Genomic DNA, 23762 nt, shown 5'->3' with positions numbered 1-23762 from the left:
TTGAGATGATTTTGCCTAGACCGCCGTGAACCGGGAGGAACGCGAGTGGAGTACGGTCCGCGTGTCCTTCAATTGATTGATGACCTTGTTGGTTTTCTCCCGAAGCCGTTGTGGTGTATAGCCAAGGGCTTCGTCTCGGCCCAGTTCGGTAAATCGGGATTGCAGGTTCGTCATCCCGCGATCCAGGGTCGTGGCCAGGTTGACGAGGTGGTTATCCAGTTCCTGGACTTGCTCCGCCGACAGTGGCGTTCCCGCCTCATCGACCTCATGGAGGACTTCAATGAGGTTGGGGATGGTCTTAAGCCCTGGGCCCAGCAGGGGAACGCTTCCCAGAGCTGCACGTGCTCCGGTGGCCTTCAGGTTTTTTTGTCCATGAGCCGTGGTGGGGTTGAGTGTCTGTTTCAGATGATTGAATCGAGCCTCTGTTCCGGAGGCCTTGGCGAAGACTTCGCGGGTGATGTTGTCAGGGGCCATGAGTCGGGTATTCAAACTGACTGACGCGCTGGTGCCGGTTTTCTCTGCGCCATAGCCCACTGCCTTTTTGACTGCCTTGCCTGCGATGAATCCGGCGGCAGCAGTGATTGCCATCAGTGGTGGCCCGCCAGGCGCACCCAATGCTGCACCCACGCCGGTTGAGACCAGTTCGACTGCGCCGAACTTGAGGAGAAGTGTGCCGGTTCTGCGTGTGGTGGAAAGGGCATGTTCGGTGGAAGATCGGTGATTGAGTATCTGCTGCCCGGCGTCACGATTTCGCAGTTTCACCAGGCTTAGTATTTCCAGGTGACGGTGGATTTTCAAATCGAAGAGCATGTCCGGGTCGCCGTTGGCGAAGGTCGCTTTGATCTGTGCCGTCACCCCACCCTGTAACCGTATCCCCCCATCCAGGTCCAGGTACGTGACGGGGTTGTTCCCCACCATCGCATACAGATTCAGCCCATCCACATCGCCCCCAGGGTCAGGATTGATCCAGCGCTGCAACCACGGCGCGTAGTAACGCAATCCGTAGTAATACAACCCACTGGCGTCCATTTCCTTGCCTGAGTAACGAACCGTCTTGTAGTCCGCGTCTACCGCCGAACGCGCCGCCCACCACGCCGTGCCGCCGAAAGGGTAGTAAACCTCGTGGCTGATCCGTTCGCCGTGTTCGCCCAGTTCAAGGCTGCTGGAACCCAGGTGATCGTCGAGGCTGTAGCGCAGTTGGGTTTTGTCGATACCCACGGGCTGGCCCTTGACCCAGTGCAGGCAACGCACGCTGCCGGGCAGGGTGATGACGTGCAGTTCTTCGCGGTCGTCGAGGGTGCGGATTTCCAGCCCCGGCAAGTAACGGACAGCACGGCTGTGGCTGACGCTTTTGGCCTGGCTCACCTGATGTTTGAAAACCCGGGCGCCTTGGCTGTAGGCGTAGGTTTCCTCGTCGTCGAGGCCCGTTTTGCGGCGGATCAGCGTGACACCGGCCAGTTGATCCTGAGTATTCCAGCGCAACGGTTGGTGGTTGTTCAGCGCTTGCAGGTTGCCATGGGCATCGAAGGCGTCGTCGAACCCCGGGTCGGGGTCGCCTTCCTTCCAGGGCAGGCCGCGATTGCTGTGGGGCGCGATGCGCAGGCTTTGGGTGTAGCAATGGCCGTCGCGAACATGACGCAACCGGATCAGGTTGCCGCCCAGGTCGTAGTCGTAATGTTGGCTGTAGTTGAAGCGGGGGCCTGGATCTGCAGGCGTGTTCAGCTCAGGCAAACCGGGCAGCAGATGAGGTGTTTCACCTTCGAAACCGCTGGCGCTGATCAGTTGATACAGGGAGTCGTAGATGAAGCTGCGATGGCCGTCGATGCGCTGGTTGGCGAAAAACACCGGGGGCAGGGTGTGGTCGTCGATGTGCAGCACATTGCCCACGGGGTCGTAGACGTAGCTGAGGTTCTGCTGAAGGCTTTCCCCCGCAACGCCGGATTTAAGCGCACTGAGGCGTCCATCGGCGGGGTTGTAGGTCCAGTGGCTGAATACACCGTTGCCGGTGATTTTCGACTCGACTTGATTGAAGGCGTTGTACTCCAGCGTGCTGACAATGTTTTGCGGCGCGCTGGCCTCCTTGAGGTGCAGGCTGATGGCCTTGAGCTGCCCGGCGACATTGAATCGGCTGATTTGCCGGTGTCCCGCGGCATCGGTTTGCACGAGTAATCGGGCGGTGGCGCTGTATTGCCAGAGGCTGGTGAATACCGGGCCATCGGCAAAGGTGCGCGTTTCTTCGAGACGCTGGCCGTGCAGGCTGAAACGGTTGATGTTCAGCTCGCCGGAAGGCTCGACCAGACGGATCAGTTGCCCACGTCGATTGAACGCCGGGTCGGCCGAGTGATCGGCGTAGGTCAGGCGCTCAAGGGTGTCAGGCGCTTGTCCGGTGGGGCGCTGGTGCACGGCGACGATACGCAGTTGATCGTCATAGTCGGTTTGCCAATGGGTGCCGCGTGCGTCCCAGCGTTGCAGTTCCTGATGAGCAATGCCGGCCAGGCTCAGGCGCTGGCCGGCGTCGACACTGTCGACCCGCAGCGCGGTACCGGACAACCGATAGACGCTGGCCACATTGGGTTTGGGTGCAGAGCCGTACAGGCGCGGGTCCCATTGTTCGATCAACCGGCCGAGGGCGTCGTGGACTTGCCGGGTGGGCAGTGCCTGTGCCGTCGCACCCGCAGCGTTGCGCCAATACGCGACGTGGCGAACGGGCAGGCCGCGGCCGTCGTTGATCCGCAATGTGGGGGTATGCAAATCAAGGGTCGGCGTCATCGGGACTGCTCGGGTTAGGCCGCGTTATTCAAATACGCCCGGTAATCGTGTTGGGCGGGTTCCTGGTGGGTGTGATGTTTCACACTGAGGTTTCGAGCGTTCTGCGGGTTCTGGGTTTTACAGTGGCGCGCGGATCAAGAGCGGACGCCAGTGCTTGGGTCTGCGCAGCACCTTGGTTGAGAAAGCCGTCGGGAATCAAGTCGCCTGATTCACTCATAAGTTCCGAGGCTTTATCGGGCAGAGCGGCAGCCTTATCAGTCAGCTCCCTGATTCGCTCGGCAAAGCCCTCAAGTCCATTGTCAGCCATAATTTCATCAGCTTTCTGACGCGCCGCTTGTTCTGCTCTTTCGGTCACAGCGATCAACTTTTCAAGGTAAATGGGGTCTTTCGGATCGAACCTGGATAGATCCAGACGCTCGGCACGTGTCATCGCATTCAATGCAAACTGGATGTCCTTGGGAATCAACTCGTCCAGCGCATTGCTCACCATCTCTGGAACCTTGCCATTGGCCACGTCATTGGCAGCATTGGCGACGTCGCGGGAGACTGTTTGAATTGCTTCGGTGTATTGCCCGGCTTTGAAATTGTGCTTATAGGTTAAGTAGCGGATACCGACCCCGACTGCGCCCCCGACCACTGCGCCGATCAAACTCCCCGTCAGATTGCCCCAGCCCGGGCCGAAAACAGTCCCGACCGCACCACCGATGGCAAGACCGATGCCCGCGCCCCATTTAAAGGAAGCCCTGCCACTTTTGGAGCGCGCGAACTTCCAGAAAGTCATGGCTTTGTTTTCTTCAGCCGTAAAGGCGTTGTCTGGAACGAGCGCATCAAAAGTTGATGCCGCGTTGTGCAAATCCCCTGCAATGTTGGCGGCAGTCGTTGCACCTTGCGCTACGGTGTTCAAGGCCTCGGCGACGTGCCTTATGTCTCCATTCCTGTCGACGTACAGCATCGGGTTATTCCCCACCATCGCATACAGGTTCAACCCATCCACATCCCCCGCCGGGTCCGCGCTGACCCAGCGCTGTAACCACGGCGCGTAGTAGCGCTGCCCGTAGTAATACAGCCCGCTGATATCCATTTCCTTGCCCGAGTAGCGCACGGTCTTGTAATCGGCTTCCACGGCCGAGCGCGCCGCCCACCAACAACTGCCGCCGAACGGGTAGTAAACCTCCCGGCTGATCAGCGCGCCGTTGCGGTCCAGTTCAAGGCTGCTGGAGCCCAGGTGATCGTCGAGGCTGTAACGCAGTTGATGGGCGTCGATTCCGTCAGGTTTGCCCTTGGCCCAGTACAGGCAACGAACACTGCCATGGCCACCTGCCAGGGTAATGACGTGCAGTTCCTGGCTGTCGTCCCGGGTGCGGATCTCCAGCCCCGGCAAGTAGCGAACATCGTCGATGTGGCTGAGGGCGCGCGCCTGTCGTATCAACCGCTTGTGGACCCGCACACCCTGGCTGTAGGCATAGGTTTCCTCATCACTGGCACCGCTGTCGCGCTGGATCAGGGTGACGTTGTTCAACTGATCGCGGTGGTTCCAGCCAAGAGGCTGGCCAGCCTGTAACAGGCCTTGATTGCCGTGGGCATCGAAGCCCCTGGAAAAGTCGGGGTCCGGGTCGCCTGTCTGCCACGCCAGGCCACGATTACTGTGGGGGGCGATGCGCAGGCAGCGGGTGTAACAATGGCCGTCGCGAACGTGGCGCAACCGGGTGAGGTTGCCGCCCGGGTCGTAGTCGTATTGCTGGGTGTAGTTGAAGCGTCGACCGCAATCCTCGGGTTTGATCAGCTCGGGCAAACCGGGTTGAAGATGAGGTGTTTCGCCTTCGAAACCGCTGGCGCCGGTCAGCCGGTACAACGAGTCATAGATGAAGTCACGGTGACCGTCGGTCCGTTGGTTGGCAAAAAACACCGGTGAAAGGGTGTGATCCTCAATGCGCAGCACGTTGCCCGTTCGGTCATAGACGTAGCCGAGGTCTTGCCGCAAGGCCTGACCGGGGATGCCGGCTTTCAGGCTCGTCAGACGACCGTCCGCGGGGTCATGGCCCCAGGTGCTGACAACGCCGTTTCCCGCCCGTTGCGTGTCGAGTTGGCCAAACGCGTTGTACGTCAGGTGCTGATAGAGGGGCTGCGGGTCGCTTTCATCCTTGAGTTGCAGAAAAACGTGCTTGAGCTGACCGGCGAGGTCGAACCCTGTGTGCTGCCGGTGGCCAGCGGCATCGGTCTGGGTCAGCACCGCCCCTTTGGCGTTGTAACGCCATGAGGTCGTGCAGGCCATGCCATCGAGAAAGGTCCGGGTTTCACGTAGCGGTATACCCAGCAGGCTGAAGCTTGGGAAAACCAGCGAGCCGGAAGGATCGTCCTGTGCAATCTTCTGCCCGCGCAGGTTATGGGCCGGGTCGGCCAGGTTACCTGCGTACTCGACGTACTCAACGATGGTTTGCGGTTGTTCGGGCGGTTGTTCATGAACGGCGACGACCCGTAACTGGTTGTCGTAATCGGTTTGCCAGTGACAACCGCGTGCATCCCAGCGGCGCAACGACTGTCCTGCGACCCCGATCAGGTTCAAACGCCACCCCGCGTCGACGCTGTCGAACCAAACGGCATGGCCGGACAACCCATAGGCCGTGGATACATTGGGTTTGGGCGCCACGCCAAACAGTCGCGGGTCCCATTGCGCGATCAGTCGCCCCAAGGCGTCATGGACTTGTCGGCTGATCAGCGCCAGGGCTGGGGTTTCGATCCCCGTGCGCAAGTAGTCGACTTGCCGGACCGCCAAACCCCGACTGTCGTTGACTTTTAGGGTCGGGGTGTTGCGATGCACCTGAAGGTTCATAAAAGGTGCTCGTCCGGGACCGGCTCATAGGTGTCGTTGAAGTCTTCGCTGGTCTGATACCAGGGATGGTGGCTCTCGCGGGACACATAGCCTTTGGCGCTGATGACCTGGACGGGCCGGCCCAATGGATCGTAAAACTGCTGGTCGTGATAGCCGAACTGGCTGAACGACTGGTCGTTGATGTAGCGGTAAGCATTGGCAAAGTAAGGGCGATACACCCGCACCGCGAGGCCCTTGTTGTTGTACTCGACCCGTTCGCTGACCCGCCAGCGCAGGGCAGCGTGGCTTTCCTTCGGTTTGCCGGTCTGCGGGTCCAGTTCAAGTTCGCCGCTTGCGTTGACGACGTAGGCCATTCCCGGTTCAACCAATTGCTTGGTTTGCAGGGTGCGACCAAAGCCGTCGATGCAGGTCAGTTGCATCTGAATCTGTTGGCCGTTCTCGGCTTCAGGGTAGTCATCGGCGGTCAGCACCAGGCTGTGCACCGGTTCACGCGGTGTACTGCGGATCAGCTCCAGCAGCGTTTGTTCGGCGGCGGTCCTGGCCTTGAGCCGGGTCAGGCGTTGGCGCGCAGAGGCGCGAATATGCAGCGTCGGCAGCACGTAACCCTGGGCGATCCATTGGGCCTGACTATCGGGGCATGGCGACGCCGAACCACCGAGTGTACCCATCCAACTGTGCAAATCCTTGCGCAAGACGCTGGCGGCTTTATCCAAGGCGTCGATGGGGTTGTCGATGGCAGCGCCTGGGCTTGGATCATCAGGGCGTTGATGTTCGCTGAGGGGTTTGAAACCGATGTCCGCGCCGTTTTCCGTGCCGAAGAAACTGGTCGCGAGGGGGTGGCCGGAAGGTTCGTAAAGAGCCTCCTGAGTATTGTCGTTGGCATCGATGACACGTTCGGGCGCCAGGGCGTGGTAGTCGCATTCGGCGCGGGTGGTACAGCCATCCGGCAACGTGACGGCGGTGGTCAGCAGATGGTAGTCGTCGTAGGTGACACGCGTCAGGCCGTGGCTGACGGTGGCGTTGAAGGCCTGCACTTTGTAGAAACCGTCAAGCTTCGCGTACTGGGTAAAACCGTTTAGCCCCGACCACAGGTTTTCCTTCAGGTCTTCCTCTTCGTCATCGTCGAGAAACAGTGCCATGGGGTGGAATTCGATTTTTCGAAGCTCCTCCCTGATATTGAACGGCGGCGGCAGGCTGTCGTAGGCCGCCAGTGCGGTCTTGTCCAGTTCGGCCAGCTCCAGTGGGCCGGTCAGCGCCTCGAAATGTGCATGTGCGTCCGGCAGCAGGCTGCCATCGACTGTGCTCAGGTAGCGCTGGCGCGATAGCTGGCTCAACAATCGCTGGGCGTTCCATTCGGCCGATGCCTGAAACTGGCTGAAGCACTCGTACGACACCTCATCGGCCCTTGAGCCCCGAAGGCAGCGATCCCTTGGGCAGTACCAGTGCGTTGGTACGTTGACGCCAGGGCAGACCCAGCCGCCAGCCTTGCACATCGTCGCGGTGAATGAGTTCAGCGCGAGCCTCACTCAGGTAATAGCTCTGTTGAGCGTCATCATGCGCGTCGCGCCACCATTGCACCTGATCGGCGTCTTCAAACGGGGGCTCATCGGTGTCGATTTTTCGCCGGGCATAACTGACGGTGAACGAGTGGGTGGGGATACCAAACCGATCCCACAGCAGGGTGACGTCATGTTGGCACAGCGGGTCGTCGGCGAAGCGTTCGTACTGGTAGCTGATTTTCTCGGCCAGCAGCGGCAGGACGATTGCGTGAGGATGGTGAGGTGCCATGGGCCGAAGTTCACGCACAAGGTAGCGCGATTGTTCCACCGCGTATGGCACTGCCGTGGCGGGCTCATCTTCAGCGGCAAACACTTCCACACGTAGCACCGAACCGCTCAGGCTCCGGGCGATTTCGTGCAGGGTGTCTTCATCCGTGGGCTCAAACACTTGATCGGCACAGTCGTTCGCGTGGTAACGACAGATCAGCGTAGTGCCCAACGGGTGGGCCTGGTCATCGCGGTTGTAAAAGTCATCGCGAGGCAGGTCCACCAAGCGGCCCGTATGGAACCAGGTGCGTGTCAGGGCGGGTGCGGTAAAACCGGTTTCGCCTGCGTCGGGGCTGGTTTCGCTGTCGGTTTGATGCAGCAGGCCGAAGCCGCGAAACTCGCGGTCATGGCTGTCGTAGTAGCCCTGAAAATAGGTGAAGCGCTGAGTCAGGCAATTGCCGGTGATTTCGTCGAGTTGGGTTTGCCGGCTGACCACTTGCACAGGGAAAGGCAGGTAACTGGGCAACGGTTTTTCAGGTGTGGACCCTTGGCGTTTTTCGTCCAGCCATTCCTGCGCCGAACTGCGGTAGCGAACGGTCGCGGAGCAGCCCATGTTGTTATTGGACGCGACCAGTGCGTAGGGTCTTGTTCCGACAAAGTCGTAACGCCAGTGCCGTGGCGACATATGCGGCACGGTCAGGATCAGGCTGGCACACCCAAGCCCTTGCAGGTCGGCGAAGCTGACCTGGCTCAGGGTGTCGTAGCGAATGCCCTCGGGCCACGCTACGCGGATCGGTGCCTGCTCCAGCCGATTGCCGCCGCGATTGAGGTAGATCTCGAAGTGATCCGAGTTGAGGTAAATCAGCGCCGGGGCACCAGAGCCGTCCAGGTCGGCGATTCGCACCCGCGCTGAGTCGAACTGTGCGTAGTCGAAGGGCAGGGCGCTCATGACGACACCCTTGCCGAAACGCCCGTGGCCCAGGTTTGGCCAGCATTTGATTTCGTCGTGGCGGATGCGGCACAAGTCCGGCAAGTCACTGCTCAGCATGTGGCCCAGAAACACCAGTTCGCTGCGCGAGTTGCTGAACAGCGGCAGATTGTCGTCGGCCGGCAGGTGGGGAATGTCCTGTGCGGGCGCGAAACCGTCCTCGCGAAGGCTGCCATACAGGCGCACGCTTTTGGGACCGATCAGCGCCAGCGAGTGCAGGCCGCTCCCCGTCAGGTCGCCAAATTGCGCGAGGACGTTGAAGAACTCCAAAGGAAATGAGCTGAACTCACTGAACGGCGACCAACTGCGGTCCGGGTTCAGGGTGTAGAACCCGCTGATGGAGGGTTGGGCGACGATCCAGTCCAGATAGCCGTCACCGGTCAAGTCGGTGAGCGACTGCTTGATTGTTCTGTTGCCATCGGCGACGGGAATGGTCGGCAGCGCCTGCCACGGGCTGTAGCTGATGTCATCGGGGGCATTGGCCCCGCGTACCGGCTCGCGGTAATACCAGCTCTGGTCGTACCGGCAGAGAAACCCCGGAACGCCTTCGCCGTACAGGTCGACGCACTGGTGGTATTGCTCATCCTGGATGCCGGGCATGTGTTCGAAGGGGAAAAACGGTGCTGACTGGGTATTGAGGTCGAACGGCGAGTAGTCGAACTCCATGGGCGGCATGTTTTCTGCCGTACCGCTGGCGTCATAGGCCTGATAGTGCGCCGCTTGCAGTTGGCTGTAGAACGCGGGTTCCGGCAGGTACTCCAGCAACAGGCGTTTGACCAGCGCAGGCGTTGGCCCCAGCTCCTTGGGAAAATGGTGAAACATCAGGACCTGCTGACAGAGGCGCCGGGTGCTCAATTCAAAGCCGTAGCCATAGGTAAAGAACGGGTCACGACGGGTGAGCCATTCACCCGTCGGGTCGCTCGGGTCCGGGAACGGTTCGCCGTAGACCGGCTTCTCGCTCCAGTCCAGGGTCCGCTCGCCGTAGTCGAATAACAGATGGAAATGCCAGTCCAGCGTGGCTGGGTTCTCAAGAGTCCAGGCATATAAATGTTCGCTGGCCTGGGCGTTACCGTACAGCACACGGCTCAGGTAACGCTGGGCGCTGAAGTCGTGAGGCTGGCCGGGAGAGGGTGTTGCGTCGTCGGGCTTGTACTCGAAGACGATGTGTTCGCCATGGGCGTTCATGCTTTCGAGCAGCAGCCAGGCCCCGACCCGCAAGGCATCTTGCGGGTCGGCGCGTCGCGTCGCCTCGGTCTTGCCGTAAATGTGCAAACTGCCGTCGGCCCCGTGCACCAGCCAGAACGGTGGCTGGGCAAGTTTGGTGCTCGATTGCCAAAGCTCGATCAGGCCGAAGGCGCCTTCGACCCGGGGCCAGTAGCGCACCACTGAATGTTTGCCAACGGGTTCGCCCTTATAGCGGTCTTCGGGGCGGGACTGGATCTGCCCTTTGTCATCCCGTTCCGGCATCCATTCATCGCCACCGGGCCCGATCATCACATCGTCGGCGAGATAGCGGGGCACACCCTTGCTGGTCTGGCGGGTAATGGCATTGACGCTCAAACGCCAGCCAAAACCGAACGGCCCATTACCCGCCTGGCTGTCGTAGCTCAACCCCAGTGCTGGAGCAAAGCCACGCCCCGGCGTAATTGGCAAAGGCAGTTCGAAGGACGCCTTGCCGCTGGTACCGACCGCACCCCAGCTTTTGCCGAGCGTGGTAATCGACGCACTCTTGGCAATGGACGGTGGGGTAATGCTTTGGGATGCCTGATCTTCCATGTGCGGTTCCTGTTCCAGCCCTGTGGGCGGGCGGCGCTAATCGGTGACCCACGATGCCCGCCAGGACGCACGGCGGACAGGGGTCACGCTATCAACTCGCAAGGGGCACGTAACCTGTCAGATCTGACAGGTGGGAGGGGGATTTTTAGAACAAATAAGCCTGATAAAGACTGTTCTTATCGCAGATTGTTAAACAGTCGCCATGAAACCGCAGGCAAAAAAAAAGCCGCGCTGTTTGTGCAAACAGCGCGGCTTTCGTTCAACGGGCAGGTTGAAGGCTTACTGCACTTCTACCGCCAGGCTTTCACTGATCTTTTGCTGCCAGATGGCCGGGCCGGTGATGTGCACCGACTCGCCCTTGCTGTCGACCGCAACGGTCACGGGCATGTCTTTGACGTCGAACTCGTAGATGGCTTCCATCCCCAGTTCGGCGAAAGCCACCACGCGGGATTTCTTGATGGCTTGCGCCACCAGGTAAGCCGCGCCGCCCACTGCCATCAAGTAAACAGCCTTGTGGTCCTTGATCGCTTCGATGGCGGTCGGGCCGCGCTCGGATTTGCCGATCATGCCCAACAGGCCGGTTTGCTCGAGGATCTGGCGAGTGAACTTGTCCATCCGCGTGGCCGTGGTCGGGCCCGCCGGGCCAACCACTTCTTCGCGCACCGGATCAACCGGGCCGACGTAGTAGATGAAGCGACCCTTGAGGTCTACCGGCAAGGTTTCACCCTTGTTCAGCATCTCGACCATGCGCTTGTGCGCAGCATCGCGACCGGTGAGCATCTTGCCGTTGAGCAGGACGGTTTCGCCCGGCTTCCAGCTCTGCACGTCTTCAGGCGTCAGGGTGTCGAGGTTGACGCGACGGGCCGACGGGCCGGCTTCCCAGACGATTTCCGGGTAGGCGTCCAGCGGTGGCGCTTCCAGCGACGCCGGGCCAGTGCCATCGAGCACGAAGTGGGCGTGACGGGTGGCGGCGCAGTTGGGGATCATGCACACCGGCAAGGATGCGGCGTGGGTCGGGTAATCCATGATCTTCACGTCGAGCACGGTGGTCAGACCGCCCAGGCCCTGGGCGCCGATGCCCAGTTGGTTGACCTTCTCGAACAGCTCCAGGCGCATCTCTTCGATACGATTCTGCGGGCCACGGGCCTTCAGCTCGTGAATGTCGATGGATTCCATCAACACTTCCTTGGCCATCACGGCGGCTTTCTCGGCGGTGCCGCCGATACCGATGCCGAGCATGCCCGGAGGGCACCAGCCAGCGCCCATTTCGGGAACGGTTTTCAGTACCCAGTCAACGATCGAGTCGGACGGGTTGAGCATGGCCATTTTCGACTTGTTCTCGGAACCGCCGCCCTTGGCTGCCACGTCCACCTCCACGGTGTTACCCGGAACGATGGAGTAGTGGATCACGGCCGGGGTGTTGTCCTTGGTGTTTTTACGAGCGCCCGCCGGGTCGGCGAGGATCGAGGCACGCAGGACGTTTTCCGGCAGATTGTAAGCGCGACGCACGCCTTCGTTGATCATGTCGTCCAGGCCCATGGTGGCGCCATCCCAGCGCACGTCCATACCTACGCGAACGAACACGGTCACGATGCCGGTGTCCTGGCAGATCGGACGGTGGCCGGTGGCGCACATGCGCGAGTTGATGAGGATCTGCGCCATCGAATCGCGGGCTGCCGGCGATTCTTCACGCAGGTAGGCCTCGTGCATGGCCTGGATGAAATCCACGGGGTGGTAGTAGGAAATGAACTGCAGGGCGTCGGCAACGCTCTGAATCAGGTCGTCTTGCTTGATCACGGTCATGAGTCGCGCTCCTCTAAAAGACGGGAACATTCAATAAGGTGCTTGCAGTGGGGTGCATCGGTCGGCTGCAAACACCTTTCAAGGCACGCCGGGGTTACTGGCGCGACGCTAAAAAGGCGCGGCAGTATACCGCGCATCAAGGGCGGGTACACCCGCCGACAGTCAAACGTTGGTCGCATGAACCGCCTTGTGAGCGGCTAGACTTTTATAGGCATGCCTCGCCTTGGCCTTCGCTGGTGGCGACCTGAGTGCTTGATGTGTCGCGCCGAAAATTGAATGGTCATTTTTGGGTTGCAACACTAAAGTGGCAACTGGCCTTTAGGGTAAGACACTCCTTTCAGCCCCTCCTTGCGTACGGTGAGTCAACGATTGCCCCATAAAGCCATCCAGCGTTTGTTACTCAAGCGTTTCACCCTGGCGGCCGGTACTTACCTGTTGGCGCTGGTGTTGCTGTGGCTGGCTATTTTCAGTGGGCATTACCGGGCACCGATCAGCAGCGCGTTGATCAGCAGTGCGTTGGTGGTGCTCAGCCAGTGTGTTCTGTTGGGGGTGTTCCTCAGCGGCCGTAACTTGAGTTTCGCCGACCCGAGCCTGACCGAGGCGCAGGTGTTGGTGGGGCTTGGCTGGCAAACCTGGTTGATGGCTCATCTGGACCTGGCGCGGGGCGCCTTCCTGGTGTTCTACGTGCTGATCCTGCTGTTCGGCCTGTTCCATCTGTCGCGTCGGGCCTTTGTGCGGTGTGCGTCGTTGGTGTTTTTCAGCTTCGCGGGCATCAATCTCTGGGACGGCTATCACTTGCAGTTGAATGATCCGCCCCTGGCCGCGTTGCAGGTGTGCGTGCTGTTTCTGGTGCTACTGTGGCTGGTGCTTTATGCCCGCTACGTCCAGGCTTCGCGCCAGCGCATGCGCCAACGGCGTTTCGCCCTGCAAGCGCATCAGGACACCCTGCGCGGCATGATGCGTCAGCTGGAAGACCTGGTCGCCACCGACGAACTCACGGGGCTGTTCAATCGCCGGCATTTCTTGCGCCTGGCCTCCCGCGAGCTCAATGCCATGGACGCTGGCGTGGTGCACGGCCTGGCGTTGATCGACCTCGACCACTTCAAACGCATCAACGACCTCCACGGCCATGCCGCAGGTGATCAGGTGTTGCAGGCGTTCGCCGCCGTTGCCATGGCCTGTTTGCGCGACGGTGATGTGTTGGCACGTTATGGCGGCGAAGAGTTCGTTGTGCTGTTGCCCGATTGCGACGCCGAGCGACTGACGTCCTGTTGTGAACGCTTGCGCATTGCGTTTACCGAGGTTGAGTTGATCGGCCTGAGCGTGCGCGACCTGAGCCTGTCGGCAGGCATGACGCTGCTGGCGTTGGGCGACGACCTGGACGATGCCTTGCAACGTGCCGATCAGGCGCTTTACCGGGCCAAGCGCGACGGTCGCAATCGCTGCGCCGCCGCGTGGGAGAACGTCGATGCCTGAGTTGCGGGTGGGCGATCTTCAGTGGACGGTGGCGCAGGGCAGCAACCTGCTCGATGCCTTGAACCAGAACGGCATGCACGTGCCTTACAGCTGCCGCGCCGGCAGTTGCCATGCGTGCCTGGTGCATTGCCTTAAAGGCGAGGTGAGCGACCGGCGTCCCGATGCACTGAGCGCCGAGCAGCGTCAGCAAGGTTGGCGCCTGGCCTGTCAGTGTGAAGTCGTCGATGACCTGCAGGTGGCGGTGTTTGATCCACTGCGTGACGGTTTGCCGGCCACCGTTGAAGCCGCTGACTGGTTAAGCCCCAGTGTATTGCGCCTGCGCTTGAGGGCTGAACGTCCCTTGCGCTACCAGGCCGGTCAGCATCTGGTGCTGTGGGCCGGGAACGTGGCGCGCCCGTATTCATTGGCCAGCCTGCCGCAGGAAGATCGTTTTCTGGAGTTTCACCTCGACTGTCGCTTGCCGGGTGAATTCAGCGATGCGGCGCGCCAGTTGAAGATCGGCGACCCGCTCCGGTTGGGCGAGTTGCGTGGCGGTGCGCTGCATTACGACCCCGATTGGCAAACCCGACCACTGTGGCTGCTGGCGGCCGGCACCGGGTTGGGGCCATTGTTCGGTGTATTGCGTGAAGCGCTGCGCCAGGATCATCAGGGCCCTATTCGGGTGATACACCTGGCCCACGATGCCAGCGAGCATTACCTGGCCAAGCCCTTGGCGGCGCTGGCAGCGAACCATCCCAACCTGAGTCTCGAGTTACTGACGGCGGCTGAGCTGACAGCGGCTTTGGCACAATTGCGCCTGGGTTCACGGCAAACCCTGGCCTTGGTCTGTGGATCGCCCGACAGCGTCGACGCCTTTGCCCGACGTTTGTACCTGGCCGGGTTACCCCGTAATCAACTGTTATCGGACCTGTTCGTACCTCGGGGTTGAGCATGCAGTTGCGCACCGCAGAAATGTAGGCGCCTGGCTTGTAACTGCGGGTATTAAGGCTTGCCCGCGAAGGCAGCAGGCTTGGCGAACTATCAGCAGAATGTCGAAATGCAACAGCTCGCCATTCACAAAGCGGGGCTGTTGCGTTTCGCAGGTCCGGCTCGCTGCGATGCCCGTTCATCGCTACTGTCAACTCTGACAGTAGATCTGAGTCGTTGTTTGTCGTATTCAAAAATGAGGCGAGTGCATTAACTGCTTGTGATGCACTTCAACTCATTTTCATGGATTGAAAACGCTCATGTCCGATACTACACCTGCATCACTTAATGCTTTCACTCCCACCCTCACGGCGCTGGATCCGCGTGGGTTGGCGGTCAGGGCTGTCAATTATCATCGAGCTCAGGGCGATGCACCCGCACAGTCCAGAATCACCCGTCAGAAGTACGATTGGCATGGCCGTTTGAGCGCTTCAATAGATCCTAGGCTAGGCCTGTTAGCCGAGTCGGACGCAGCGGTGCCGGATAATCTTTCGAACACGTTCAACGTGTCTGCGGCGGTGCTGTTTTCTAACAGTGTCGACTCTGGGTGGCGTTTGGATCTGTTGGCTGAAACCGGGAAATCCGTGTGTTTCTGGGATGGCCGAGGGGCACGGCGACAGCAGCAGTATGATGCATTGGGCAGGCTTGTCGCCGTGATCGAAAGTACCTCGGATCAACCTGCGGCGGTAGTCGAGTGTTTGCGTTACGGTGCTTCGGACATCGAAATGGCCAGGCATAATCAATGCGGGCGACTGGTCCGGCATGACGACACCGGGGGCACCGTTTTTACCTCAGACTACGGACTGCTCGGCTCGCCACTTGAGCAAGGGCGGCGTTTCACAAAGGCATTGACTGTGCCTGATTGGCCGTTGGAGGAGGCCGCACGGGAGGCGTTGCTTGAAGAGCAGCAAGCCACTACCTGTTGGGACTTCAACGCTTTGGGCGAATCCCTTAGTCAAGTCGATGCCCGGCAAAACATTCAGCGCACGGTCTACGACGTTGCAGGGAATCTGAAGAGCGCTTACTTGCGGGTCAAAGGTGCGGGAGAAAAGACCGTTGTCAGTGCTGTTACCTATGACGTGCTGAACCGGGTCAAAGGTGAAACAGCGGGTAATGGAGTTAAAACGACCTTCGAATACGACGAGGGTGATGGACGACTTGTTCATCTGTATGCCATGGGAGGGGACCAGCAATCGCTGCAAAGTCTGCGCTATGAATACGATCCGGTTGGCAATGTTCTTACCATTAATGACGAGGCTGCCGTACCGGTTTACTTTCGTAATCAGAGGGTCGAGCACCGCTGTACCTATACCTATGACTCGCTCTATCAATTGATTAAAAGTACAGGTTTCGAAGCAATCAGAGGCCATGGCCCAGCTGCAGGTCATGCACTCTATACTTCCGTTCAGGATTCCGGGCAGGTTGCCAATTATCGAGAAGACTATGACTACGATGGCGCCGGTAATTTATGTACGTTGGTGCATGTCGGCGCAAACCAATATACCCGGAGAATGATCACGGCTGCACACAGCAACCGCAGCCTGGCCGTTTATGAGGATGAACTGCCAGGAGAACCGGAAATCGGCAACGGGTTTGACCGCAACGGCAATTTGCGGGCGTTGTTGCGTGGTCAGGTATTGGAGTGGAATGGCAGAAACCAACTGTATCGCGTAACTCCGGTCATCAGGCCTGATGGTCAACACGATAGTGAAGTGTATGGCTATGACAGTGACGGGCAGCGGTTACGTAAGTCTGCAACGCGCTTGAGCAAGGTGAGGGTTGTGACGCGAGAGGTACGTTACTTGCCGGGACTTGAGCTTCACTGTGATGCCGTCAATAACAAGACCTATCAGGTCATCAAGCCAACAACAGGGCATAGTCACATTAGTGTCATGTATTGGGAGTCAGATCCCCCCGCCGGGGTCGAGCGAGAATTTTGGCGTTACAGCCTGTCTGATCATGTGCAGTCCAGTTCGGTCGAATTGAGTCAGGCGGGTGAAGTATTAAGTCAGGAGCGTTATTACCCTTACGGTGGAACGGCGTGGTGGGTGGATAACGGTAGTCCAGAGGCCAGTTACAAAACCATTCGTTATGCAGGGAAAGAGCGCGATGCGAGTGGGCTCTATTACTACGGCTTACGTTATTACGCGCCATGGTTGCAGCGCTGGATCAATCCTGATCCGGCGGGGGATATCGATGGGTTGAACCTTTATCGGTTTGTCAGGAATAACCCGGTCACATTGAGAGATGCCAATGGACTCTCTCCAGTTACCTTGTTGTATGGTTTTGACACTGCACGGGAAAGGGTGGTGCCGGGTTTGTACGCAGCCTATCCGGATCAGAGCATTGTGACTATCGATAAGCTCAATGCTGCACTGATGATTACGCCTGAAAACGCCAAGGATGATTATCTAGGCGTCGTGGAGATGATCAATGAGGGCATTGAGATAGAGGACGAAAATGCAAAGTTTTTCATGTCAGTCTCACCCAGCTATAGAGGGACTGCCGGCGATGCGAAGCTTATGCTGCAAAGCTGGGCGGGCTATCTCAAGTCGCACAGTAGCTCGTTGAGTATCGAGCGAAAAATGAACACTTATGAAAGTTCTCAAGCCTCAGGAAAATCGCCGCATGAGTTCTGGGCAAAGAATCTGGATGCGCCGATACCGACAGCCAACTTCGAGGAGATAACAGGGCTCCTGCAAACTACCCCCAATGATTTTTTTGCGCTGTCGTCGGGTACTGCGAAAATGGCGACAAATGCTGTTGTTAATTGGTTTTTTCGTCAGACTTCAAAGCTTGGGTTGAGTTGGTTCGCGGAAACTCAAGCTGAAGGTTCCATTGTTTTTCTGGATGTAGCACTGAAAAGTCCGGCTCACGAATCCTCTGGATGGACTCAGCTTCAGCCTGACGTATTTGGGGCGAAACCGTATAAGACGGCTTCGGAGGTCGGGAAGACTTACAATCCGATCACGTTCTCGGAGAGACGTTACCTTGAGAAAAAATTGGCTGACTCGCAATCAATGCAGGCCAATAGAACACGAATCTTGAATCATGCAGCGGCATTAACCTACATGAAGTAGATCGCTCCTTTGGTACGCGGAGGAGGAGCTTATTCAGGACGGGACAACGCAACGAAAAAAGCCCCGCAGCGTTAACTGCGGGGCTTTCGTTTTTCAGCGATCTGACACTCAGACCATCTTGTCGCCAACGTGCAGGATTTTCATCCCGTTGGTGCCGCCGATGGTGTGGTAGCTGTCGCCTTTGGTCAGGATGACCCAGTCGCCTTTCTCGACCACGCCGAGTTTGAGCAACTCGTCGATGGCGGCCTGGCTGACTTGCTCAGGCGGCAACGAGGCCGGGTCGAACGGTACGGTGTAGACGCCACGGAACATGGCCGCGCGGGCCTGGGTTTCGCGGTGCGGAGAGAACGCGTAGATCGGCACCGAGGAACGGATGCGCGACATGATCAACGGCGTGTAGCCACTTTCGGTCAAGGCGATGATCGCCTTCACGCCCGGGAAGTGGTTGGCGGTGTACATGGCGGCCAGCGCGATGCTCTGGTCGCAGCTTTCGAACACTTTGCCGATGCGATGGCTGGAGGTTTTGCTGGTCGGGTGCTTTTCAGCGCCGACGCAAATCCGTGCCATGGCCTGGACCGCTTCGAGCGGGTAGAGGCCGGCCGCACTTTCGGCCGAGAGCATCACGGCGTCGGTGTAGTCGAGCACGGCGTTGGCCACGTCGGACACTTCGGCGCGGGTCGGCATCGGGTTCTGGATCATCGACTCCATCATCTGGGTCGCCACGATCACCGCTTTGTTGTGGCGGCGTGCGTGCAGGATGATCTTCTTCTGAATACCCACCAGCTCGGCATCGCCGATTTCCACGCCCAGGTCGCCACGGGCAACCATCACCGCGTCGGAAGCCTTGATCAGGCCGTCCAGGGTTTCGTCGTCGGCCACGGCTTCGGCGCGTTCGATCTTCGCCACCAGCCAGGCAGTACCGCCAGCTTCGTCGCGCAGTTTACGGGCGTATTCCATGTCGGCAGCGTCACGCGGGAAGGACACGGCGAGGTAGTCGACTTCCATTTCCGCGGCGAGTTTGATATCAGCTTTGTCTTTTTCAGTCAGGGCTGGAGCGGTCAGGCCACCGCCGCGACGGTTGATGCCTTTGTGGTCCGACAGCGGGCCGCCGATGGTCACGGTGCAATTCAGCTCGGTGGCGGTGGCGGTGTCGACACGCATGACCACGCGGCCGTCGTCGAGCAGCAGCTCGTCGCCCACACCGCAGTCCTTGACCAGGTCCGGGTAGTCGATGCCGACGATTTGCTGGTTGCCTTCGGTCAGCGGATGGCTGGTGGAGAAGGTGAATTGATCACCGATCTTCAGCTCGATGCGCTTGTTGGCGAATTTGGCGATACGGATTTTCGGGCCTTGCAGGTCACCCAGCAGGGCGACGAAGCGGCCGTGCTTGGCGGCGAGGTCGCGCACCAGTTTGGCACGAGCCTTGTGCTCGTCCGGGGTGCCGTGGGAGAAGTTCAGGCGGGCGACGTCCAGGCCAGCCAGAATCAGCTGTTCGAGAACTTCCGGCGAGTTACTGGCCGGGCCAAGGGTAGCGACGATTTTGGTACGACGGACGGACATGCAAAGACTCCTCAATTCAAGCGCAACGAGAGGCTACTATGGTCCGCGGTTGTAGTCATTGTTCGTTTGCACTACTTATTCGTTTGTTTCTTTAAACGAACAATCCTGAAGATAGTCTGAACCGCCCAATGAGACGCGCCAACCGTTCGTCGGCACTGTTAGTTCTAACAGGTAGGCAGGCTCTGGGGGGGCGAGGTTGAATGGTCAGCAGCCTCGTCAAAGGGTGACGAGTCAAGGAGATGACAACATGACCACGGACACTAAAGTACTGCATGCACCGGTTATTGATGAACCGCGAGCGGGCGCGACAGTGGAAAACAAAGTCAGGTTCAAGGGAACCGGCGAGGCAGGTGCTACCGTTCAGATCACAACGGTAGACGGTAACCATTTGGTTTTGAAAACAGTGGTGTCAGCGGACGGCTCTTGGGCAGGTACTGCACCTGAAAATCTGCCCACGGGTTTGATCACGGTTTCGGCGCTCCAGACCCTTCACCACGCCAGTTCGCCTGCATCGCGGAATCGAAAATTCACGGTCAAATGACCTGAGCGTTTTCGTTCATGTGCAAGCCCACTGAGCCTAGCGGTTCAGTGGGCTTTTTTCGTTCGGCCCGCACAGTGAGCGTCATACCTTCAGTCGATACGCCACAGCAGGTGATTAGGTACCCTATGTCTTTTGCGGCTATACGCTTGATTCCAGTGCCCGGTTATTGAAGATTTTCACCAACGGGTCGATACAGAGCTCAAGACAGGAGAACCCCCATGCGATTCGTGCTCATTGCTGCCCTTGCCCTCAGTGTCGTGGGCTGCACCCGTTGGTCGATGAACCATCATTTGAATAGCGCCTACAGCGCGTATGACCGCGGCAACTGCGAGCAGGTGATGCTCGACCTGTCCAAGGTCGACCGCGAGAGCCGCACCCGCCGTTATGTGCAGCCGGAAGTATCGATGCTGCGCGGACAGTGCCTGGAACGTCAGAAGTTGTTTGTCGACGCCGCCCAGACGTATCAATTCATCATCACTCAGTACCCCAGCAGCGAGTACGCGTACCGCGCCCGTGCCCGCCTCGAAACCCTGCAAACGTTGGGTCATTACCCAGCCCGCAGCACCGCGCAAGTGCGTCCGACCGCTTTGTGATGACCGTTGTCATTTAACGGGTGAGCGTGTTGCGGTTTCATCTGTTGCCCACCTCTGCCTGACCCCCTGGGGCGCCCAGCGCTTGCCCGCAATGGGAGCCCTTGGTGCTTCAGGCATATCGCGCCATCGCTCTTCGCCGCCCGGCCACTCCTACAACTGAAGCCCGTAGGTGATCGGCTGGATCGGGTACTCGTTGTCCAGCGCCTTCTCGACCAGTAACAACCCGTGCTCGGTCAATTGATGGATCGCCAGCGCCAGGTTGCGGTGCTTGTCTTCCAGGTCATCGGACAGGTCGAGGATCAACGTGCTCACCGAGCAGAAGGCTTCGTTGTTGATGTCGGGCAATACGGCGAAGAACTTCATCGTGCGTTTTTCGAAGTTTCGGGGGTTGCCGGTGCCGGGTTTGAGGTAGTGGTCCAGCGCCTTGTGGGCAGCAGCGTGAAGTTCTTTCGTGTCGAGGGACGCGTAGGGGGAAACGCAATCGTGTTCCGGGGGATTGGGTGTGGCTTTGAACATTTTGATACTCCGTGGTGTGGCTACCACCGCCTCGCGACTAAACGAAGGGTGGCGGCTGTACGCAGGTTAGTCGACCGGACGGAGTACGAAAACCGGCGCGCCCGAGGGCGCCCTGCGCACAGCCACCATAGAGTTCAGGGATAGGGAATACCTGACGGTCTGGCGTGCAGTGCACCTTCGTACAACGTCCGAGCGACTAAACCCGATCGCTGATGGGCAGCGACAGGACTCACGTTAGCGGTGGCGACCAAGGCGCACAAGCCGGGGGATTCTGGCGGATGTGTAGGCTGCGACGCAAGGTGATGTAGCCGCGGGCTGAGGAACTGAAAGCACGGGGAAACGGTTACCGTTGGTCGGGACTGTCAGTTCTTACAGGTAGTCAGAACTCAAGTCGGGAAGTAGAACAGTGGCCATGTAAGTAATCCTTGACCGGAGAACGTGTATGGACGCTGATTTTGAAGAGTCTTCCCCGAAGGACCCTGTTTTGGACCCTGTTTTGGAACCTTTCCGCATAACAAGTCCTGAACATGGTGAAGAGCTCACCCGGCAGAACGTTTCGATTTCCGGAAGGGGCGGGCTGCCGTTCTTCATTCATGTGCGCAAGATACACGCCGATGGCAGCCAAACACTCTTGGGGATCACCTATCCAGCCGTCTCGCCGGGGGGGCCATGGGCAATTCCGTTTATTCCCTTTCGAGGCGGCCTGCATACCGTCATTGCCGTGATAATTGGTGTTGATGGTACGGAGGTCCCATCCGACCCGATTACTTTTTCGGTCAAGGTGCCGTTGGGTATTCCCACCATAGAAAGTCCTCAGCCCGGTGCCGTAGAGAATCAGCAACCTGTGGTCAGGGGGACGGGGGGTGCAGCGTCAATTGACGCACGTGTCGAGATTCTCTTGGATCTATCAAAAGATACTGTCGTTGGCGACGGTGGTGTAAGCCAGAACGGGAACTGGAGTGCGAACATTCGTACCCATCTGGAGCCAGGCACTGTGTCTATCGTCGCGCGGCAATCTTTGGATGGAAGGTATTCAGGTCGTAGCCGCCCGCTGACATTCAAAGTCCGCCCCCCCAAACTGGCCGTCACTGTCACACCGCAACCCAATGAACGAGTGAAGTTTTCAGGCGCCGGCCATACCGGCGCCATGGTCGAGGTCACGAAACTCAGCGGGCCGGGCGAAGCCGTGTTACCTCCCATTGAAGTGAAAAACGGTACCTGGGAGCTCATCGCCACCCGTTGGGTGCCTGGGACGTACACCCTGTCGGCGATTCAAAAGGTTTCCGACAACGCCGGTAGCTGGATCCCCTCCGAGGGCCTATCCGTTCACGTTCACCTGGGAGCTCCCCGTCCCGACCGTGAGGTACACGAGCGACTACACACCCACCTTTTCCGGCGAGGGGTACACCGGTGCCACGGTGGTGATTGAGTCTCCGAAGGGGACGAGCGCCGCGTCGAACACCGTGGTTGCTGGCGGAGCATGGTCGAGGACAGTTTCGCAAGAGTGGGGGCCGACGAACAAACGGCGTGTTTATGTGCAGCAACGTCTGAATGATCAATCTTCCTCTGCCTGGGTTGAGGTTGAGGTGACGATCCCTCCCTTGGCGCCAGAGATCACGGCCATTACCGACAATGAGTTGTCGCCCACCATCACCGGCACCTGCTGGCCGGGGGCCGTGGTCAATCTTGTCTACAGCGGTAGCTCCACGGTGCATAAACCGACGGTCACCAACGGCAGTTGGACCTTTCGGCGTGACATTCCCTTTGCCCCGGACGTGCCCCATACCGTCACCGTGACCCAGACCGCCGCGACGCTGACGTCGCTGCCGACATCCCGAACATTCACCGTGCACACCCCGCTCCACCAACCGGTCATCACGCAGCCCCAACAGAATCAGGAGGTCGGCCGCGACTTGATCGTTAAAGGCACGGACGGAGTGAAAGGGGCCACGATGAAGCTTCGGGACGCTCAGTTCGACAGGCCCTTGGGGACGCCGAAACTGCTGGCCAGCGACGGCGACTGGTCAATGGATCTCAAGGGCCTGGAGTTTCGCAAGTACACCCTTGACGCCGTGCAGAGCATGGGCCCGCGAGACTCCCCGCGCAGCGAGCACTGTTTTTTTGAGGTGGTGGTGCTGCCACCGGAAATCACGGTGCCGGCACCGGGAGGCGCTCTGCCGCGTACCTCGACGATTTCTGGCACGGGTCTGCCCGGTGCTCGGGTCGAAGTGTGGTTGCAGGACGCTACAGTGCCGTTGCTCAGCAATATTCTCGTCGGTGAAAACCACCGCTGGGAGGGTGAGGTGACATTACCGATCGGGGCGAAAACCATCAGGGCCAAACAAACGCTTGATCAGGAGCGGCCGTCCAAAGACAGTCCCTGGCTGACCTATAACGTTGTGCCCGCTTCACCCTTTATCGAAACCCCCGCCGAGGGCGAGCGGGTTAGCCGGCAGGGGGTGGTGTCAGGTTTTGGTTATTCGGGGGATATGGTGGCGGTGGCGTTTGCCGATGCTGCGCAGACGGAGTTGGGGCGCGCAACGGTCCTTGACGACCGCACATGGTCGGTCAGGGTCACGCTTGACCGGGCGGGCGGGGTCCAGCGCTTGATTGCCGTGCAGTCGCGTGATGGTTTCAAATCCGCTCCGTCACCTGAACAGCCAGTGTTGCTGGGCTCGTATCTACCGACAATCGACAAACCTGAGCAAGGGCAATGGGTCAGCGACCCGGTCGTGTTTGCAGGGCAAGGTCAAGCGGGTTTCGGGGCCGTGGCTGCCTGGTTCAATCCTGAGCTGGCGCTGGTCGGTGGCTTCGATATCGATGGCGCGGATTGGCAGGTCACGGCCGAGAGAGCGTTGAGGGTGGGGGGGAACTGGGTTCGCTTCGTGCAAACCGTTCCGGGTGACGGAGGCGGCTTTCCAGTGTTCTCTGACTGGGCTGACAGCGAGCGCTTCGAGGTGGAGCCGCCAACGCCAGCGCCTGAGTAGCGTCTTCCAGGGCTGCCGACGAGCGGTCGGCTCTACTGTCAGTTATGACAGTAGACGCTGGCCTCGCGCTAGCGCCCAATTTAACCATTGAGCTGAACAGCGCGGCCGCCT

At 59.3% G+C, this 23762-nt stretch carries 14 protein-coding genes; 7 read left to right on the top strand and 7 right to left on the bottom strand.

Annotated elements, in window-relative coordinates; translation table 11 throughout:
* Positions 1-15: 15 nt before the first annotated feature.
* The 5 genes from AABM54_RS19945 to AABM54_RS19925 form a co-directional block, all read right to left on the bottom strand.
* Entirely contained in the window at positions 16-2769 is a 2754-nt protein-coding gene (locus AABM54_RS19945; protein ID WP_347901705.1) for an RHS repeat-associated core domain-containing protein, read from the bottom strand.
* Between the two features lie 79 nt (positions 2770-2848).
* Complete coding sequence (locus AABM54_RS19940) at positions 2849-5599, bottom strand: RHS repeat-associated core domain-containing protein (protein ID WP_347901703.1); 2751 nt, start codon at positions 5597-5599, stop codon at positions 2849-2851.
* The gene (locus tag AABM54_RS19935; protein ID WP_347901702.1) at positions 5596-6993 is read right to left on the bottom strand and encodes a hypothetical protein; all 1398 of its coding nucleotides are present in this window, start codon (positions 6991-6993) and stop codon (positions 5596-5598) included. Before AABM54_RS19935 ends, AABM54_RS19940 begins: the two co-directional genes overlap by 4 nt.
* Position 6994: 1 nt before the next feature.
* Positions 6995-10129, bottom strand: a complete 3135-nt coding sequence (locus tag AABM54_RS19930; protein ID WP_347901701.1) for a SpvB/TcaC N-terminal domain-containing protein — start codon at positions 10127-10129, stop codon at positions 6995-6997.
* Between the two features lie 279 nt (positions 10130-10408).
* Positions 10409-11932, bottom strand: coding sequence for a fumarate hydratase (locus tag AABM54_RS19925; RefSeq protein WP_347901700.1), 1524 nt, complete (start codon positions 11930-11932; stop codon positions 10409-10411).
* A gap of 369 nt (positions 11933-12301) precedes the next feature.
* Here AABM54_RS19925 and AABM54_RS19920 point away from each other — a divergent pair, with 369 nt between their 5' ends.
* From AABM54_RS19920 to AABM54_RS19910, 3 genes are all read left to right on the top strand, one after another.
* Positions 12302-13408, top strand: coding sequence for a GGDEF domain-containing protein (locus AABM54_RS19920; protein WP_347901699.1), 1107 nt, complete (start codon positions 12302-12304; stop codon positions 13406-13408).
* Positions 13401-14336: an iron-sulfur-binding ferredoxin reductase gene (locus AABM54_RS19915; RefSeq protein WP_347901698.1), complete on the top strand. Its 936-nt coding sequence runs from the start codon at positions 13401-13403 to the stop codon at positions 14334-14336. Before AABM54_RS19920 ends, AABM54_RS19915 begins: the two co-directional genes overlap by 8 nt.
* 298 nt (positions 14337-14634) lie before the next feature.
* The gene (locus tag AABM54_RS19910; RefSeq protein WP_347901697.1) at positions 14635-17454 is read left to right on the top strand and encodes an RHS repeat-associated core domain-containing protein; all 2820 of its coding nucleotides are present in this window, start codon (positions 14635-14637) and stop codon (positions 17452-17454) included.
* Between the two features lie 108 nt (positions 17455-17562).
* Here AABM54_RS19910 and pyk read toward each other — a convergent pair whose 3' ends face one another.
* Positions 17563-19014 carry a pyruvate kinase gene (gene pyk, locus AABM54_RS19905; protein WP_347901696.1) on the bottom strand — a complete coding sequence of 484 codons (1452 nt, stop codon included), beginning with the start codon at positions 19012-19014 and terminating at the stop codon, positions 17563-17565.
* Between the two features lie 247 nt (positions 19015-19261).
* On the opposite strand from pyk, the gene AABM54_RS19900 reads away from it, so the two are divergent.
* Positions 19262-19555, top strand: coding sequence for an Ig-like domain-containing protein (locus AABM54_RS19900; protein ID WP_347901695.1), 294 nt, complete (start codon positions 19262-19264; stop codon positions 19553-19555).
* Positions 19556-19773: 218 nt separating this feature from the next.
* A complete protein-coding gene (locus AABM54_RS19895) occupies positions 19774-20148 on the top strand; it encodes a tetratricopeptide repeat protein (protein WP_347901694.1) in 375 nt (124 codons plus the stop codon).
* A gap of 150 nt (positions 20149-20298) precedes the next feature.
* On the opposite strand, the gene AABM54_RS19890 is transcribed toward AABM54_RS19895, so the two are convergent.
* Positions 20299-20664 carry a DUF6124 family protein gene (locus AABM54_RS19890; protein WP_347901693.1) on the bottom strand — a complete coding sequence of 122 codons (366 nt, stop codon included), beginning with the start codon at positions 20662-20664 and terminating at the stop codon, positions 20299-20301.
* Positions 20665-21106: 442 nt separating this feature from the next.
* Between AABM54_RS19890 and AABM54_RS19885 the strand changes: the two genes are divergently transcribed.
* Both AABM54_RS19885 and AABM54_RS19880 read left to right on the top strand, forming a co-directional pair.
* Positions 21107-22093, top strand: a complete 987-nt coding sequence (locus tag AABM54_RS19885; RefSeq protein ID WP_347901692.1) for a hypothetical protein — start codon at positions 21107-21109, stop codon at positions 22091-22093.
* A 106-nt stretch (positions 22094-22199) separates the two neighbouring features.
* Positions 22200-23651: a hypothetical protein gene (locus tag AABM54_RS19880; RefSeq protein ID WP_347901691.1), complete on the top strand. Its 1452-nt coding sequence runs from the start codon at positions 22200-22202 to the stop codon at positions 23649-23651.
* Positions 23652-23762: the final 111 nt, after the last annotated feature.

The sequence above is a fragment of the Pseudomonas purpurea genome, assembly GCF_039908635.1.
In the GTDB taxonomy this organism is placed as follows: domain Bacteria; phylum Pseudomonadota; class Gammaproteobacteria; order Pseudomonadales; family Pseudomonadaceae; genus Aquipseudomonas; species Aquipseudomonas purpurea.
Note: the sequence above shows the minus strand (reverse complement) of the source record. Positions and strands in the feature narration are given on the sequence as shown.

Coding starts and splice junctions, on each gene's coding strand:
- AABM54_RS19910 (WP_347901697.1), top strand. CDS start 14,635: ATGTCCGATACTACACCTGCATCACTTAATGCTTTCACTCCCACCCTC.
- AABM54_RS19930 (WP_347901701.1), bottom strand. CDS start 10,129: ATGGAAGATCAGGCATCCCAAAGCATTACCCCACCGTCCATTGCCAAG.
- AABM54_RS19900 (WP_347901695.1), top strand. CDS start 19,262: ATGACCACGGACACTAAAGTACTGCATGCACCGGTTATTGATGAACCG.
- AABM54_RS19915 (WP_347901698.1), top strand. CDS start 13,401: ATGCCTGAGTTGCGGGTGGGCGATCTTCAGTGGACGGTGGCGCAGGGC.
- AABM54_RS19890 (WP_347901693.1), bottom strand. CDS start 20,664: ATGTTCAAAGCCACACCCAATCCCCCGGAACACGATTGCGTTTCCCCC.
- AABM54_RS19925 (WP_347901700.1), bottom strand. CDS start 11,932: ATGACCGTGATCAAGCAAGACGACCTGATTCAGAGCGTTGCCGACGCC.
- AABM54_RS19895 (WP_347901694.1), top strand. CDS start 19,774: ATGCGATTCGTGCTCATTGCTGCCCTTGCCCTCAGTGTCGTGGGCTGC.
- AABM54_RS19945 (WP_347901705.1), bottom strand. CDS start 2,769: ATGACGCCGACCCTTGATTTGCATACCCCCACATTGCGGATCAACGAC.
- pyk (WP_347901696.1), bottom strand. CDS start 19,014: ATGTCCGTCCGTCGTACCAAAATCGTCGCTACCCTTGGCCCGGCCAGT.
- AABM54_RS19885 (WP_347901692.1), top strand. CDS start 21,107: ATGGACGCTGATTTTGAAGAGTCTTCCCCGAAGGACCCTGTTTTGGAC.
- AABM54_RS19940 (WP_347901703.1), bottom strand. CDS start 5,599: ATGAACCTTCAGGTGCATCGCAACACCCCGACCCTAAAAGTCAACGAC.